The 15,805-nt window shown below is 51.7% G+C and carries 10 protein-coding genes; 5 read left to right on the top strand and 5 right to left on the bottom strand.

Annotation, left to right across the window (positions count from 1 at the left end):
- Nucleotides 1-81: 81 nt before the first annotated feature.
- Nucleotides 82-1,050, bottom strand: a complete 969-nt coding sequence (locus J0A65_RS10470; protein WP_232849871.1) for a nucleoside recognition domain-containing protein — start codon at nucleotides 1,048-1,050, stop codon at nucleotides 82-84.
- A gap of 115 nt (nucleotides 1,051-1,165) precedes the next feature.
- Here J0A65_RS10470 and J0A65_RS10475 point away from each other — a divergent pair, with 115 nt between their 5' ends.
- On the top strand, nucleotides 1,166-1,630 hold the full coding sequence (locus tag J0A65_RS10475; RefSeq protein ID WP_206594125.1) for an Lrp/AsnC family transcriptional regulator: 465 nt from the start codon (nucleotides 1,166-1,168) through the stop codon (nucleotides 1,628-1,630).
- 279 nt (nucleotides 1,631-1,909) lie between these two features.
- Nucleotides 1,910-4,255, top strand: a complete 2,346-nt coding sequence (locus J0A65_RS10480; protein WP_206594126.1) for a TonB-dependent receptor — start codon at nucleotides 1,910-1,912, stop codon at nucleotides 4,253-4,255.
- A gap of 107 nt (nucleotides 4,256-4,362) precedes the next feature.
- Here the strand turns inward: J0A65_RS10480 and J0A65_RS10485 are convergent, their stop codons facing one another.
- From J0A65_RS10485 to J0A65_RS10500, 4 genes are all read right to left on the bottom strand, one after another.
- Nucleotides 4,363-5,559 carry a serine hydrolase domain-containing protein gene (locus J0A65_RS10485; protein ID WP_206594127.1) on the bottom strand — a complete coding sequence of 399 codons (1,197 nt, stop codon included), beginning with the start codon at nucleotides 5,557-5,559 and terminating at the stop codon, nucleotides 4,363-4,365.
- A 210-nt stretch (nucleotides 5,560-5,769) separates the two neighbouring features.
- Nucleotides 5,770-7,158, bottom strand: a complete 1,389-nt coding sequence (locus J0A65_RS10490; protein WP_206594128.1) for a YfcC family protein — start codon at nucleotides 7,156-7,158, stop codon at nucleotides 5,770-5,772.
- On the bottom strand, nucleotides 7,151-8,011 hold the full coding sequence (locus J0A65_RS10495) for an N-formylglutamate amidohydrolase (RefSeq protein WP_206594129.1): 861 nt from the start codon (nucleotides 8,009-8,011) through the stop codon (nucleotides 7,151-7,153). Before J0A65_RS10495 ends, J0A65_RS10490 begins: the two co-directional genes overlap by 8 nt.
- A 43-nt stretch (nucleotides 8,012-8,054) precedes the next feature.
- Entirely contained in the window at nucleotides 8,055-10,778 is a 2,724-nt protein-coding gene (locus J0A65_RS10500; protein ID WP_206594130.1) for a TonB-dependent receptor, read from the bottom strand.
- 122 nt (nucleotides 10,779-10,900) lie between these two features.
- Here J0A65_RS10500 and J0A65_RS10505 point away from each other — a divergent pair, with 122 nt between their 5' ends.
- The 3 genes from J0A65_RS10505 (at nucleotide 10,901) to mdoH (ending at nucleotide 15,803) form a co-directional block, all read left to right on the top strand.
- Nucleotides 10,901-11,836, top strand: a complete 936-nt coding sequence (locus J0A65_RS10505) for a LysR family transcriptional regulator (RefSeq protein WP_206594131.1) — start codon at nucleotides 10,901-10,903, stop codon at nucleotides 11,834-11,836.
- A gap of 429 nt (nucleotides 11,837-12,265) precedes the next feature.
- On the top strand, nucleotides 12,266-13,867 hold the full coding sequence (locus J0A65_RS10510) for an OpgD/OpgG family glucan biosynthesis protein (RefSeq protein WP_232849872.1): 1,602 nt from the start codon (nucleotides 12,266-12,268) through the stop codon (nucleotides 13,865-13,867).
- Nucleotides 13,839-15,803 (top strand): glucans biosynthesis glucosyltransferase MdoH, encoded by a 1,965-nt coding sequence (mdoH, locus tag J0A65_RS10515; RefSeq protein ID WP_206594132.1) that lies wholly within the window; start codon nucleotides 13,839-13,841, stop codon nucleotides 15,801-15,803. The genes J0A65_RS10510 and mdoH overlap by 29 nt, the downstream gene beginning before the upstream one ends.
- The last annotated feature ends 2 nt before the right edge of the window (nucleotides 15,804-15,805 follow it).

A 15,805-nucleotide genomic window follows, 5' to 3' on the forward strand; every position in this document is an offset into this window, starting at 1 on the left:
AATGCAGGATATTTTTCAATGTATATTGTTGAAAAATCAGCGTTATCTGCGCCTCGGCGGTAAACAAATGATGGAAATTAGCTAACTATCAGAATTAGGCAAAGGATTAGGGCAGTGGCGCGATTTAAGCCAAATACGGCCCATGGCCGTTATCAGGACGATGGCGAACACCAGTCGGCCCCAGAGAATGGTGCTTAGATCAGCACCAAGCAGCAAAATCAGCAAAGTGTCTTCAATCAGACTGTGGGTCAGGCCCAAAAAACACACCACCAGCAAAGTATCGCGCTTATTGATATGGCCACTGCGCACTTCGTTAATCAATAACCCGGCACCGTAAGACAGCCCCAGCAACATACCAACAATAGTGATATTGGAGGCTTCCTTACCTATAGTCAGGCAACGCATCAGTGGCGACAGCAATTGCTGCAGCACCTGCTCAACACCAAGCCAGCGCAGAATACGCATCATCACCACCAGGCTGGATAAAATCACCAGGATCCAAGCCAATAGTCTTAACTGGGCAATCCCCCAACCCAACCAGCCGGGTTCACTGGCCTGAGGTTGCCACAAAAGCTCGGCAGGTTGCTGCAACAGCCCAAAATAACTGAATAGCTGGCTGAACAGCGCCGCCAGAAACAAGCCGCTACCTATTCGAATCGCCAAGGTCAGACGCCAACGAACCCCGGTAGCTTTGGCCACTGCCCCTTCGATGACCAAGGAGTGGGCCACCAGCATCAGTAAGCCCAGAATACTGATCTGCGCCACGGTATATTCCTGCCCAACTGACAAGGTATAAAACGCCGCCATACCGGTGTAGATGTTGGTCAGCATAGTCACCGCCCAGACCAGTCCGAGCTCGCTGGGCAGTCCCAGCAGTTCGACTACCGGACCCAAAGCCACACCTAACCACTGGGTAAATCCCAGCGTATCCAGTAATTTCACCACCAGCGTTGCCGGTACCATAATCTTGATCAGCGTCCAATAAGCTCTGGCAATATCGCTGACAATACCTTGCAAACTGGTGTGTAACTGAGGAAAGCGGGACAACATAGCATCTCCATAACGGCTTGGGATGGCATATTCTAGAAGGAGTTAAGAACTTATATTTCTATTCTTTCAGCCACAAGTTAACTTATATTTCTTTTTTAATCTCGGAATAGCATTAATGTTTCTTGATCGCATAGATAAAGCCATTTTAAGACAGCTTCAGCGGGATGCCGCCATAACCAACTTGCAACTGGCTGAAATTGTTGGTCTGTCGGCACCTGCCTGTCTGAAACGGGTGAAGCGGTTGCAAAAAGAAGGAGTCATTCAGCGCCAGGTTGCCCTGCTTAATCCGGACAGCTTTGGACCCTGTCTGCATATTCTGGTGGAAGTCACCATGCAAAGCGACCGGCGTGAACTGAATGCGGCCTTTATCCAAAAGCTCAAACACATGCCGCAGGTTAAGCAATGCTACGAAGTGACAGGTGAAGTGGACTTTGTTTTGCTGGTGCAAGTGCCGGATATGCCTTCTTACCAGCAGTTCTGTGAAGCGCTGTTATACAGCAACCCCAATATGAAAGCCTTTACCACCCTGATCTCTATGAATCGGATTAAATATGACACCAGTCTGACCATTGCAGATTAGCGCGTTCTATCCCAAAACTACGCAAAAACAGCCACCAATACCTCGATAGGTTTGCTATCAATATGGTCAGCCGCCGACGACTGCAGCCTAAGGTTACCAACTCCGCCATTCATTATTCATGCGGACTGATTGAGTGCAAATTTCAGCCACCATGCTCACAAAACCAGCAGTCACGCCGTTTATACCACTGGTCGTAGCAGCAAATCCCACAATTGTAATAATTAATTCTTATAGTGCCGGCCTTTAGCGAAGCTTTTAACACACAAAACAGGAACCATAATGAAGAACGGAGCCCCCACCAGCCACTTTGGAAAAAAAGCCCTAGCTTTAGCCGTGGCCAGTGCCTTTGTTGCAGCCTCAGGTTTAACAAGTCTTGCCGCCCAGGCTCAGACACAAGAGCAGACTGCTGCCGATATCGAAACCGTCACTGTTACGGCCCGTAAAAAAGTCGAGACTATTCAGGACATTCCGGGCGTGGTTAATGTACTAAGCAGAAAGCAACTAAGAGCCAACGGTACCGGCGATGCCGAGTCTTTGGCCCTGAATACCCCTGGGGTGGTGTATAGCGAAACCTACGCTGGTGCTTCCTCTCCGCGTATCACCATTCGTGGTGTAGGTGATGACGACTTTAACCCTAACGGCTCTGCCTCAGCCGCCATTCACGTTAATGGTGTTTATCAGGGTACCAATGGCCTGTTAAACGGCCAGTATTTTGATATCGACCGCGTAGAAGTGTTAAAAGGTCCGCAGGGCACCCTGTATGGCCGTAATGCCACGGCTGGTGCAGTCAACATCCTCAGCAAGCACCCCGGCATTGAGTTTGGCGGTTACCTCGATCTAGATATCGGCAACTACGGCACCTATCGCGGCGAAGGCGCTGTGGATCTGCCTATATCTGAAACTTTCCTGGTCCGCGTAGCCGGCATGTATGAAAGCTCGGATGGTTTTTACGAGCACTTGGGCACCGGACCATTGACAGGCTTTAGCTATGCACCTGGCGTCATTGCAGCCCAAGAAGACATCGCCGCACAAGGTGACTGGGGCGGTGCTGACAGACAATCTGCACGTATTACCGCAGAGTGGGAAGCCTCGGCCGATACGCTGGTCAGTGCGCGTTTGACAGTGGGTAAAGACGACAGCGAGCTGGCCATTCCCGATGTCAGTGCTGACAACTGGGCTGAATATGCTCAATCAGATGCCTTTTTCCTGAACCCGCAGGACCCGGCCCTGATCGAATTTGCCAAAGCATTGGATAATGATCCTTTCACTGTGTATTCCAACATGCTGCCTAAGTTGGATTCAGACCAACAAGCACTGAACCTGCAGGTAGATCATGACTTCGAATCCGGTATGACAGGAACGCTGTTGGTAGGCTATGAAGCCCTTGATCGCCAATACGAAACCTCAGACAACATGCCTATTGCGATGGCCGACTATGGCTTTGAAAATGACTTTTCACAGTTCACTGTCGAAGCCCGTCTGGCCGGTGACCTGGCCGATAACATCGGCTGGTTAGTGGGCGCCTTTATGCTCAAAGACGATATCGACTTTGGCACTAACCTGCGCTTTTTAAACTCCGGTTTATGGCAAACCGATGTACGTACCGACTATCAGCAAGAGCGTGACTCTTTCGGTTTGTTCGCCTCTTCTGACTGGACACCGGTAGACTGGTTTACCCTGGAAACTGGTATCCGCTACTCAAGCGACGAAGTCACCTTCAAGGGTCAGACCAAAAACCTTGACCCTTATGGTGTATACGGCACGCCGCCTAAGTTCTTCCCAGTTGGTGAAGTCTATATCGGTGTCCCTATCGCCCCTAAAGCGCCTTTGTTGTTTGACGAGTCTTTAGATGACAGCGAATTCACCTGGAAAGTCAGCAGCATCTTTACCCCTGCCAAGCAGTGGCGCTTATATGCCACCGTTAGTACCGGCTACAAGGCCGGCGGCTTCGATGGTTCGACAATCCTGACTCCGCAGGAAGCCCTGCCTATCGACTCTGAAACACTGGTAGCCTACGAGTTGGGTGCCAAGTACCGTTCAGACGACGGCCTGCTGAGCGCAGAAGTGAATCTATTCAACTACGACTTTGAGGACTATCAATCCACCGCCAAGCTGATGGTCGCCGGTGCCAGCACTAACGTGCGTGCAAACGTTGCCGACGCCACTATTAAAGGTGCAGAACTGGCCTTTACCTTAAGCCCACTTGAGGGTCTGGATATCCGCGCCGGCGGCTCGTTTATTTCCTCTGAAATTGATAACTTCCAGGGTGAAGACGCCACCATCGAGGGCAATGATCTGCCGTTCTCGCCGGATCTGTCGTGGAACCTGGCAGTAGTCTATGCCACGCCTATCAGCGAGCAATTCACCTTGCGTACACAGTTAGATGCCAGCAACACCGGTGAGCACTACCAGACCATTGATAACAATGATCTGGTTGACGGCTATACCGTGACTAACGCGCGTATTGCACTAGAAGCTGAAGACTGGGAAGTGGCATTGTGGGTACGTAACCTGGCGGATAAAGACTACAACGTAGGTTATTTCCCAACCACAGGCTTAACTCCTGACACCTTCTTAAAAGGCGCGCCTCGAACCTTTGGTGTTAACTTTATGATGAACTTCTAAGGTCGCCTAAGATACTTAGGACCTTAAGATAAGTAAAAAGGCGGTGCGCATTGCGTACCGCCTTTTGCATTTCTAGCACGTCATAGGGCTTAAAAATGCCAGCCGATTTAATCAATAAAAGCCGGTAAAATTCGCTCAGCGGTGATTTGCAGATAACTGGCGTCATTGTCATGGGCGGTATGCACTATCATCAAATCCAGCGCCTCAATCAGCGTAATAAACTGACCATGCCCGCCTTGGGCACTCACCGCATAATAACTTTTGTCCCCTACCTTTAAATCAGCACCCCACCAGAAATAACCATAGCCCTGACTGGACGTATCTTTACCACCATAGTGGAAGTCCTCATCACCGGTTAACAGGATACGACTGGTGGCTTTGGCCAAATAGGCTTGTGGAATCAATTGTTGCCCTTGCCATTTGCCTTTATTTATCGCCAAACTGCCCCACTTGGCCATATCCCTTGATGTCATTCGAACACGCCACCCCGCTTCCGGCAAACCGCTTGGGTGCGTTTGCCAGTGATAATTGCTGATACCCAGCTTGTCGAGCAGTTCCCTTTTAATAAAGGCTTCGGCACCGCCCGGTACCACAACTTCAATCACCTGCATCACCAGATCTGGACCTGTGCCATATAGGAACTGCTGAGACACTTCGGTAATAGGCGCACTGTGCTCAAACATAGTTTGAATATAACCCTGACCTTTTAGTTGACCGGGATTTTTCTCAAGCTCTTGCCACTTCTCTCTGGAAATGCGAATGCCGGTGGTCATGGTCAGGGCATTATTCAGCGTGATCCGCTCTACCCCTTGCACAAATTTCGTCGGGTCTAGATCAGGTAAAAAACTCATCACGGGTTTGTCTAGGTCTGTCATGCTCAGATAGCCAAGCTGGATAGCCCGCCCCAATGCCAGACTTGTATAAGTTTTGGTCGCTGATGCCTGAAAATGGGCTAAATTAACTCGCCCACGCAAATAGTAAGATTCAAACAATAATTTACCTTTGTGGGCTATCAGCAAGCTGTCATATTTACCATGCTTCCCCGCCGCGATTTCCTCTGCCAGCTTAACTATCAAATCCTGCTTGCCACCATCAGCACCCAGTTCTCCAACCACCAAGCCGTCGTATCTATCCGTCGGCGCGGTACTGATAAAGGCTGAGTCTAGCAGTGGTATTTCTCGGAATGACAAGGAGGTTTCAGCAGCAGTAGCTTCTGGCGCGACCTTGTTATGGTATTCTGCACTTACTTGAAAAGCGGCACCAAACAGCGCACAGGCCAGTAAGCATTTCAAATGTGTCGTCATAACAATCCTTAAACTGATAACCGCACCTGGTCGGTGCATCTCTAACAAACCGGCTATCAATCTAAGGCAGGTGACGTTAAAAAGGCTGACGTCCTGATGAATTTGTCGTGACTTTGCGCTGACGAGGTGTGCAGTTGATGTCTGCTCTTCACATTTCAGAAAGCCGCAGATAAAACTCGAGGATTGCGCCGGGTTTCCCCCGGCATAGCGTTAAAACCCAATCTGTACCGCAACGGCTAACAACACCAAAGCAGTCACAATAAATATCGCCCACAGCGGCAACACAAACCTCGCCCATTGCGCCCAACCAACATTGGCGGTGGCCAAATAGGCCAGTAAGGTGCCAGAGGTAGGTGTGAGCATATTGGTAATACCGTTACCGAATAAAAAGGCCAATACCGTGGTTTGCCCTGATACCCCGGAAAGCTGCCCTATTGGCCCCATAATTGGCATGCTGACGGCGGCTTGCCCTGAGGTGGAAGGGATCAGAAAGTCCAGCAACAGCTGCGCCATAAACATGCCGCTAGCAGCCACCATAGGACTGCCCTCTCCAATCAATCCCACCAGACTATGCACCACGGAATCGAGAATTTGTCCTTGTTCCAGGGTCACAGCCACAGCTGAAGCCACACCTATTAAAAAACTGGCCAACAGCACTTTTTTCATACCGCTGACAAAGGCATCGGCGGCACCATTGGCTCCCAGACCGCTGATAACGGCCAGCAATAAACTGATACCGATATAGTAGGCAGAGAGGGCTTCATGCTTCCAATGCCATGCATTTGAGGCATAAACCAAAAAACCGATACTGGCCATTAGCACCACCAGCATCAAGCTATGGCGCCAGGATAGGCGGCTGTGATTCAGCACCAGTTCGACCTGCTCACCTTTTGCCTGGCGGCGGATCACCCACAGCATAAAGCCGATACCAATCAGCAAAAACACCAAATAACAGGCAAAGCGAAAACCGGCACCACTGAATATTTGTAGTCCCACCAGCGGCTGGGCAATGGTCAGTGGCAAGGGGTTGGATACCGAAGATAAATACCCCACTTTGACCGACACTGTGACTATGGCAAAGCCGATAATGGGTGCCATACCCAGGCGCTGGGCCATGGCCACCATCAGCGGGATCACCAGCAGGTATTCCGACGCCAGCCCCAGGAAGGTACTGCCAGCGGAAAACACCAGCATCAAGGCAATCACCAGCACATAGATATTGCCTTTCACCAGACTAAGCAAGCGCTCAAGCCCGGCGTCTACTGCGCCGCCTTTGGTCAGAATGCCAAACATACCACCGATAATCAGCACCATAAAAATCAGCCCGGCGCCCCGTTCAAGACCCAGCGGAATACTCATCAACAATTCGGTAATGCTTACCGGATAAGCCTGCTCTGCATCCCCCGCGGTCGCTCTGAATAAGTGGGCCACTTGTGGCTGTTTATCTAATACCTGATAAGAACCTGGCACCACCAAACGTCCATTTCGCTCATAGCGCCCGGACTCAACAAAGTAACTCATGGCACCGGCCAGCACTAAAATGCCAAGCAAAATAATCAGCGGATTTAGGGTTTTACGCTCACTAGCGTTTTCAGCCATGGCGCGTCTCCCCACATTGCGATTGCACATAGTCCGCCATTCTGCGGGATACCTCGGCAAGATCCTGCTGAAAGGCTGCAAAATGATGGCTTGGCGCAAACTGTGCTTCGTCCATATACAAAGCCCGGTTTATTTCAATCTGCATACTGTAACGTCGCACGGCTGGATTAGCATAGTGAGTGACCAAGTAACCGCCTTTATACGGCTGATTACGCACCACAGAGTAGCCAAGCCGGATGAAGGCATCTTCTACGACCTGAATAAATCCGCCATCACTACACAGACCATCGTTATCACCTAGCACCACATCCGGGCGCTGCTGACCACTATCCACATTCATACGATTGCCGGTGGACTTCATGGAGTGGCAGTCCACATGCCATACCGCCCCGAAGGCCTGATGCAATTTATCCAACTGGCTTTGTAACGCCTGGTGGTAAGGCAGATAAAAATCCCGTATACGAGTGGTAACCTCCTCAACCGCCAAGGGCTGGTTATACATAGGCACATCCGGCAGCGCCAAGCGGCGTATTAGCCCCATGCCCCTGTCGCTGTAACGAGTGGGATTACACCCTGCCCAGGGAAGACTGAGCATCGCCGGGTCGATATCATCCGGTGCTCGGTTAAGGTCAATAAACATGCGTGAATATTTCGCACTGAGCAGGCTGCCCCCCACCGCCAGTACCGGTTGCCACAGTTCCTCTACAAAAGCATCCCAACCGGTTTTTAGCTGAGTCTCAGTGGCATTACAAACAAAGTCTTTAGGAAACAAGCTGCCGCTGTGTGGCGAGTCCAGCAGCAACGGCAGCGGCTTGTGCTGGCTGGGCTCGGCCAGAGAATAGGTTGATATCATCAAAACACTTCCAAAAATACCGGCCCCCGCAGGGGCCTGTTACTTACATATCGTAGCTAAGCTGCAGATAGAAGAAACGTCCTACTGGATTGTAGGTGTTCTGATCAAAGTTGATATTGGGGTTAGTCAGCGATATCGGCGGCTGTTTGTCAGCCAGATTATTGATACCGAACTTCACCCGCATGGCATCGTCAATGTCATAACTTACCGAGGCGTTGTGATAGACCACAGTGCCTATATGGCGGGCTTCGTCCTGGAAGGTTTCGGTGCTGTCACCGATATGACGTAGATTGTAATTCACTGCCCAGGGTCCTTGTTGCCATTTGCTTGAGAAGCTACCACGCCATTCAGGGAAGGCTTCACGCAGATAGGCATTGCCCACTTTGTCTTCCACCTGCACCGTGCCATCAGACAAGGTCGTCGACGTTTCAAACTCACGCAGCTTAGAGAGATTCAGGCTGAAATCCCATTCGCCTTGCTCGGTTTCAAGGCCATAACGCATCATCAGATCCATTCCAGCCGTTTTGGTGCTGTTAAGGTTAACCGGGCCGTCCAGAATATTGTCTATCTCGCCACTGGAGGCGCGGGTGATAACCTCACAGTTACGCGCCTGGCTGGCACATAGATCCAGTAGATTCTGCGCCCCAAAGGTAGAGATGGTGTTATCAATTTCAATGTCATACCAATCCAGGGTTAGGCTGAAATCGTCCATAAAAGTGGGAATAAACACCACACCAAAGGACAGGTTTTCCGAGGTTTCCGGCTGCAACATCCGGTTGCCGCCCGTGGTGAGCTGCACATTGCTTTCACCTTGCGAATAACCTGAAGGTACACCAGCGCAGCCAGGCAGGGACTTGTTTGCTGAGCAAGGGTCAATTACAGGCGCAAAGCTTTGCCTTTGCCCTTCAAACAACTCCAGAATAGACGGAGCCCTGAAGCCTTCGGCCCAGGTGGCACGCAGCGACAGGCCTTCGACCGGCGAATAAAGTACGCCGGCCTTGCTGTTGGTGGTGCTGCCAAAGGTACTGTAATCAGAGAAACGGGTAGCCAGGCTCATCTCAAGCCGGTGGGCCAGCGGTGCCTCACCCAAAAGTGGAATACTCAGTTCCACGTAGGCTTCTTTTAGATCGTACTCGCCATCGGTGCCAGTGCGGGGTGCTGAACTGGTGGTCTGGTAAGTATTCACTCTGGGGGCAGAGTTGATAATGTCATCCGAGGTATCCAGACCGCGCTCTTTACGGTATTCGATACCGGCGGCCATCGCCAGATCACCAGCTGGCAGTTCAAACAGACTGCCGGTCAGGTTGAAGGTAAAATCGACCTGACTGGCCTCATTCTCATCCTTGCCGGTAAAATTAACGTAATCCACCATCTCTTGGGTCAGTGGCTTAAACAGGTTGACCGGCACGCAGCCCGCGGCTAGATCCGATACATCCACACTGATACCGCTGCTATCACAGGCCCGCAAACCAAGCGCCAGCTTATCCAGATGCATCTGGTTGTTTGAGGTAAAAGTCCCCGCGTTTTTCGCCCAGGATAAAAAGCCATCCCAACTCCAGCCATTACCAAAGGGCAACTCGCCATCCAGACCCACACCTAAACGGGTGGTCTCGACCTGCTGCTCGTTAACCCGATAACCATTCTCCTCGATAAAGGCGGTATGACGAAAATCACTGCCGCTGAATTCCACCCCAAAAGGATTTACACGCGGATCGTTAGCAATCACAAAACCACGGCTGCCACCTCTTACGGCAGAAAGTACCGAGGAAAACTGCTGGTCGGACTCGCGACTGTTGTACAACGCCTCAAAGCGCAAATTCACATTATCAAAAGGCACCAGTGCCTGAGCATACAAGGCAAAACGCTGGCTTGGTCCCACGACATAGTTGTTATAGTAACGGTTAAACTGGTCGTCACCGGTTACGCCGCGCCAACTGTCCAGATCGTCTCCGTCAGCACCTGGGTCGCGAGTTATCCCGGCGCTGGGTATGCTGAAGTCCAGCACCGAGGATAAGTTGCTCTCCCGGAACAAGCCTTCAGGAGTCCCCGCTGACAATCCATTTAACGGCACAGCTGTAATATCACGATCCTGGGTATAAATAGGTTTTTGGTCAGAATAACTGGCGGCCACCATCAGATTGCTATCGCCGATATCCCGGCCAAATAACAGATCGAGATTAACGGTTTCCCGGTCACCTTCGCTACTTTGCCCGTAATAGGCTTTGGCGCTGGTACCAACAAAGTCATTGTGAGTGTAAATATTCACTACCCCGGCAATGGCATCTGCGCCGTAAATGGCAGTGGCGCCGTCCTGCAGTACCTCCACCCGTTTAACTATGGCTTGCGGAATCGTATTCAAATCCACAAAGTCACGAAAACCGCGGGTACCGGCACCATTCACCCAGCGATGGCCATTGACTAGTACCAAGGAGCGGTTCTCGCCCAGATTTCGTAAATTCATGCTGCTGCTGCCATGGCTGGTACCCGCCGAGCCATTGCTGTTTAAACTGGCCCCCACGGAGGGCAGTTCCTGCAGTACTTCACCAAGGGATACCGAACCGGTCTGATTGAGGGCATCTAAATCTAGTTCCTGAACCGGGCTTGGCGTATCGCCCTGGCGCTTAATGCGCGAGCCCGTGATGGCAATAATCTCGGTCCCGCTATCAGCCTCTGCCCCTGCGGTTTGCTGGGCATAAGCAGAAAGGCTGGTGCCCATACAAGCGGCACTGACAGACAAGACAATTAAGGATTGACGAAAGCGTGGCATAAACTGGTCTCCGGCTGAGTTAGGCATTGCGATGCTCTGTTTTGATTAACAGTTTATTAACTCGCCAAACTCATGCAATATTATGGCAAATAATCATCAGTCCATCACATTTTGTTATTAACATGTCAGAATTGCATGCCCAAAGCCCCTTAAGCCTAAAGAGCCTGGAAGCCTTTCGCGCCATTATTCAAACCGGCTCGGCCACCGCCGCAGCCAACGCGCTGGGCGTAACCCAGCCAGCCATCAGCCGCCTGCTAGCAGCATTTGAAGAGCATGTGGGCTTTGCCCTGTTTTACCGGGAAAAGAGCCGCTTGTTTCCTACCGATGAGGCATTAGCGCTGTTTAAGGAAGTAGAACTGACCTTACAGGGCGCAGAGCGCATCAGCTTATTGGCTCGTAATATCTTTAATTCAGATCTGGGTTGGTTGAAAATTGTCGCGCCCAATTCCTTTATCGCCGGACCTCTGGCCGATGTGGTGGCGGATTTTTTGCGTCAGCACCCCAGGGTAAACATTTCTCTGGATACTCATAGTCCGGCCTCGGCCCGGGAAATGGTGGCGCATCGCAGCGCCGACTGCGGCTTTATCCAATTACCCGAGAACCATCCCGGTTTGCGGGTTGAGCCTATGCTCAGAAGCCATACCATGTGCGCTTTGTCACCGGCCCATCCACTGGCTACCCGCAGTTATATTGAAGTGCAGGATTTACAAGGTGAAAACCTGATCCTGCTGGGCAAGGGCCGCTACTCCAGATTACAGATCGACGATATCTTCCGGCAGGCCAAAGTGCCGATGAAGGTCAAACTGGAAACCCACACCGTGGCCATCGCCTGCACTTTTGCCAAACGTAATCTGGGCGTGGCCATAGTTAACGATATGCTGGCCAGACAATATGCGGACAGCAATCTGCTGCTTATCCCCTTTAAGCCAACGCTGATTTACGAATATGGTTTTATTACCTCGGCTCATGCGCCTATGAGCCGTCTTAGCCAGGCCTTTTTTGAACACTGCCAGCGCGCATTCAGTGACATGCAGGCCGATTACCTGGCCACGCTTTAACAGCTGAGAAACTGTCGCTTTTTTGAGACAACCCGACAATAGCTGCCAGCCAATGACTCATTGGTCTGTAAGGCTAGTGCGTCGCGCTAGTGAGGTATGACGGCGAGCCAGCTAACAGACCACTTTCGAGGTATCTAACAAGCAGTGTGTAATTCTGTCTCAACCAGACGACAGAATTACACAGTCATTTTTGCCCAGCGGGCCTCGCCAGCACGTCCAGCAGCGGATACCCTCCATCACCCAGAAATATTATTCTTCATAAATTACAGTCACATAACTAATAAATAGATGGATAAATCAGCATAAAGGGGCTGATATTCAGACCTGTTTTCATAGTTGGATCTTTTCTTGCTCTATCTCTGCCAACTGCATTTTTTTCTTCTTTCGGTCCGGATTCAGGGCCTTATTAACGACTCGGGGGTAGTTAACTTGAGTAAGCCAAAATTTAATGAATTGCGAAATCGCGCCTTTCTCAGCGTTGGGCTGGTTGTGGCAATTTTGCTGATACTTACCACCAGTGTGCGCGCTCAACAGGCCACCACCAACCAGGGCAAAAGCAACGAACAAGTGCTGTTTGACCTGATGAGCAAGCGTGCTCAAAATCTCGCGGCACAAAGCTACAGCCGGGATGAGCCCGACCTACCAGAAAGCTGGAAAACCATGAGCTATCGGCAGTACCGGGCTATTCGCTTCAAGCCCGACCAGGCGCTATGGAATGAACAGTCATTATTCGAAGTACAATTCTTCCACCCCGGCTTTCTTTATCAACAGCCGGTAGAAATTGAAGAAGTGAATAACGACGGCATGAACAAACTGCTGCCGTTTAGTGCCAGTCAGTTTAATTACGATGCCGAAGCTGCACCGCTGGCCAGCCAGAGCACTAACAGGAAAGGCTATGCGGGTTTCAGAGTACACTACCCACTGAACCGCCCTGATTACAAAGATGAGGTGGCCGTATTCCAAGGCGCTTCATATTTTCGTCTGGTAGGTCCTAACCAAGTTTATGGCCTGTCGGCCCGCGGCCTGGCCATTGATACCGCCGAAACCAGCGGCGAGCAGTTCCCGCACTTTAAGCGCTTCTGGTTGGTTAAACCTGAGCCCAATGACACTAAGCTGGTGTTCTTTGCCTTGCTGGACAGTCCAGCAGTTACCGGTGCTTACCGCTTTGAATTGTCGCCAGGTAGCGACACTCATATGCAAGTGACTGCGCGTCTGTTTGCCCGTCAGGATGTCAAGAAGCTCGGCATTGCCCCGCTGACCAGTATGTTCTTTTATGGTGAGAACAAAGTTCGCCATGTGGATGACTTTCGTCCCGAAATCCATGACTCCGACGGCGTGCTGATGCAAACCGCCCACGGCGAGTGGATCTGGCGCGCATTGAAAAACCCACGTCATCTGCAGGTAACCAGCCTGGCGGATGAAAATCCAAAGGGCTTTGGTTTGCTGCAACGTGACCGTGACTTTGTTAATTACCAGGACAGCGAAGCCAAATACCACCAGCGCCCTAGCATGTGGATAGCGCCACAAGGCAACTGGGGCAAGGGCCGCCTGGAAATAGCGGAGATCCCCACTAACAACGAAACCAATGACAATATTGTCACCTACTGGGTGCCGGAAACTCCGCTGAAAGCCGGTGAACAGCGCGAGTTCAGCTACCGCCTGTCGACCTTCGACAGTCAGCGCCCGGAACACCATCTGGCGCAAGTGGTCAGTACCCGCATAGGCTGGTCAGCCTTGCCCGGCGAACACAATGCACCAACCAAGGCCGAGCGGCAGTTTGTGGTGGACTTTGCCGCCCCGATTCTCGCCAAACTGGACAGCGCGCAGCCCATTGATGCCGCCTTGCAACTGTCGGCCGGCAGCCATCGCGACCTGACAGTACACAAGCTGCCAAACGGCCAGTGGCGCGTGTCGTTCAAACTTAAGCCTGCCGACCAAAAACCGGTGGATATGCGCCTGCAACTGAAACTACGTAACGAAACCCTAAGCGAGGTATGGAACTATGTCTGGAATCCAACTGACCTCAAATAAGTCTGAGGCCGCCAAGGTCGGTAACTCGTCAGCCCCCTGGCAGATTTTGCTTAACCACAAGGCGCTGCGCCAATGGTTGTTCTTCCTGCTGGTCAGCACCAGTGCGGTGGCCGGTATCAGTATGATGACTCACATCCTTAAGGCCAATGGCCTGACTGGATTGGAAACCACCCTGCTGGTGCTGTTTGCCATCGTCTTTAGCTGGATTGTCTGCGCTTTTTGGAGCGCGGTAATAGGCTTTGCCTTGCAATGGCTACGTATTGACCCGCTCAGTCTCAAACGCAACCTAGCGCTGCCTGAAGACTGCGGCGCCCCTATGCAGCGCACTGCCTTGGTGATGCCGGTTTACAACGAAGATACCCGCCGGATTATGGCCGGTTTTGAAACCTGCCTGCGCCAACTGGCACAAACCGGGCATCTGGCGCAGTTTGATATGTACATGCTCAGTGACACCCGCAATGTGGATATGGCCCAAGCCGAGCTGGACCATTGGCATGCCATGCAGCAGCGTCTGGGCGAGCTGGGCAAACACGCCTTTTACCGTCGCCGCGAGAAAAATAGCGAGCGTAAGGTGGGTAACCTCAAAGAGTTCTGCCAGCGTTTCGGCTATCGCTATGAGCATATGATTGTACTGGACGCGGATAGCGTGATGAGCGGCCAGGCCATGTTACAGCTGGTGCACAGCATGGAACAAAACCCTAAGGTGGGTCTGATCCAAACCGTGCCTATTCCGGTTCGCCAAACCACCTTGTTTGGTCGCTTTCTGCAGTTCGCTTCCGAGCTCTACTGCCCAATGCTGGCCACCGGCTTGTCCTTCTGGCAAACCGACAGTGCCAACTACTGGGGTCACAATGCCATCATCCGCATGGACGCCTTTATGCAGCATTGTGGTTTGCCCCGTTTAAACGGTCCGGCGCCCTTTGGCGGCGATATTCTCAGCCACGACTTTGTCGAAGCCGCGTTACTGCGCCGTGCAGGGTGGGATGTATTCCTGCTGACCGAAGTACGCGGCAGCTTTGAGGAAGTGCCCTGCAACATCCTTGATTACGCCACCCGCGACCGTCGTTGGGTACAAGGTAATATTCAACATTTGGGTCTTCTGACCGGCAGCGGTCTGCATCTGACCAACCGTTTGCATTTTCTGTTTGGTGCACTGGCCTACATTTCCTCGTTGCTATGGATGCTGATGTTAAGTTTAAGCTCGGCAGATGCGCTGATTCGTGCCACCACAGACAATGATTATTTCACGCAGACCTATCAACTGTTCCCCAACTGGCAAGTGGCCGAAACCGGCCTGATTAACGCTTTGCTGATGTGTACAGTGGTGTTGTTGATGTTTCCTAAAGTACTAGGTGTGTTACTGGCCTTAAAACAGCGCCGCGCAGAGTTTGGCGGTGCCCGCGCACTGTTGTCCGGTGCCTTGGCGGAAGCCTTGTTTGCCCTGCTGATTGCCCCACTGATGATGGTTTATCATGCGTTTTTCGTCCTCAGTGTATTCCTGGGCTATCAGGTCAGTTGGAATGCCCAGGAACGTGAAGGGCGCATGCTAAGCTGGCATGAAGCCTTTAAACGTACCGCATTAGCAAGTGCAATTGCGGTGCTGTGGGCAGTGGTCACTTACCTGTTTGCGCCGCTGATGTTCTGGTGGATGGTGCCGGTATTTACCGGGGTGATTCTGGCTGCGCCTATTGTGCGCTATTCCAGCAGCCTGGAGCTTGGTCGCTGGGCCAGATTGCATGGCCTGTTTATCAGCCCCAGCGAAGCAGTGGAACCCTCAGAACTAAAGCAGTTGCGCCTGCGTTTGGCCAATATGCCACAGCAGCCGTCGCAAATCGCTTTTACGCCAATACTCCCCACCGAACAATGGCGCGATATGCCGATGCAAAGCTTCGATACGGCCGATACCCCCGAGGTATTGGTCAGTGTAAACCGCTAGTT

The sequence above is a fragment of the Bowmanella yangjiangensis genome, from assembly GCF_017255015.1.
Taxonomy (GTDB): Bacteria; Pseudomonadota; Gammaproteobacteria; order Enterobacterales; family Alteromonadaceae; genus Bowmanella; species Bowmanella yangjiangensis.

Coding starts and splice junctions, on each gene's coding strand:
- J0A65_RS10500 (WP_206594130.1), bottom strand. CDS start 10,778: ATGCCACGCTTTCGTCAATCCTTAATTGTCTTGTCTGTCAGTGCCGCT.
- J0A65_RS10480 (WP_206594126.1), top strand. CDS start 1,910: ATGAAGAACGGAGCCCCCACCAGCCACTTTGGAAAAAAAGCCCTAGCT.
- J0A65_RS10470 (WP_232849871.1), bottom strand. CDS start 1,050: ATGTTGTCCCGCTTTCCTCAGTTACACACCAGTTTGCAAGGTATTGTC.
- J0A65_RS10495 (WP_206594129.1), bottom strand. CDS start 8,011: ATGATATCAACCTATTCTCTGGCCGAGCCCAGCCAGCACAAGCCGCTG.
- J0A65_RS10490 (WP_206594128.1), bottom strand. CDS start 7,158: ATGGCTGAAAACGCTAGTGAGCGTAAAACCCTAAATCCGCTGATTATT.
- J0A65_RS10485 (WP_206594127.1), bottom strand. CDS start 5,559: ATGACGACACATTTGAAATGCTTACTGGCCTGTGCGCTGTTTGGTGCC.
- J0A65_RS10475 (WP_206594125.1), top strand. CDS start 1,166: ATGTTTCTTGATCGCATAGATAAAGCCATTTTAAGACAGCTTCAGCGG.
- mdoH (WP_206594132.1), top strand. CDS start 13,839: ATGTCTGGAATCCAACTGACCTCAAATAAGTCTGAGGCCGCCAAGGTC.
- J0A65_RS10505 (WP_206594131.1), top strand. CDS start 10,901: ATGTCAGAATTGCATGCCCAAAGCCCCTTAAGCCTAAAGAGCCTGGAA.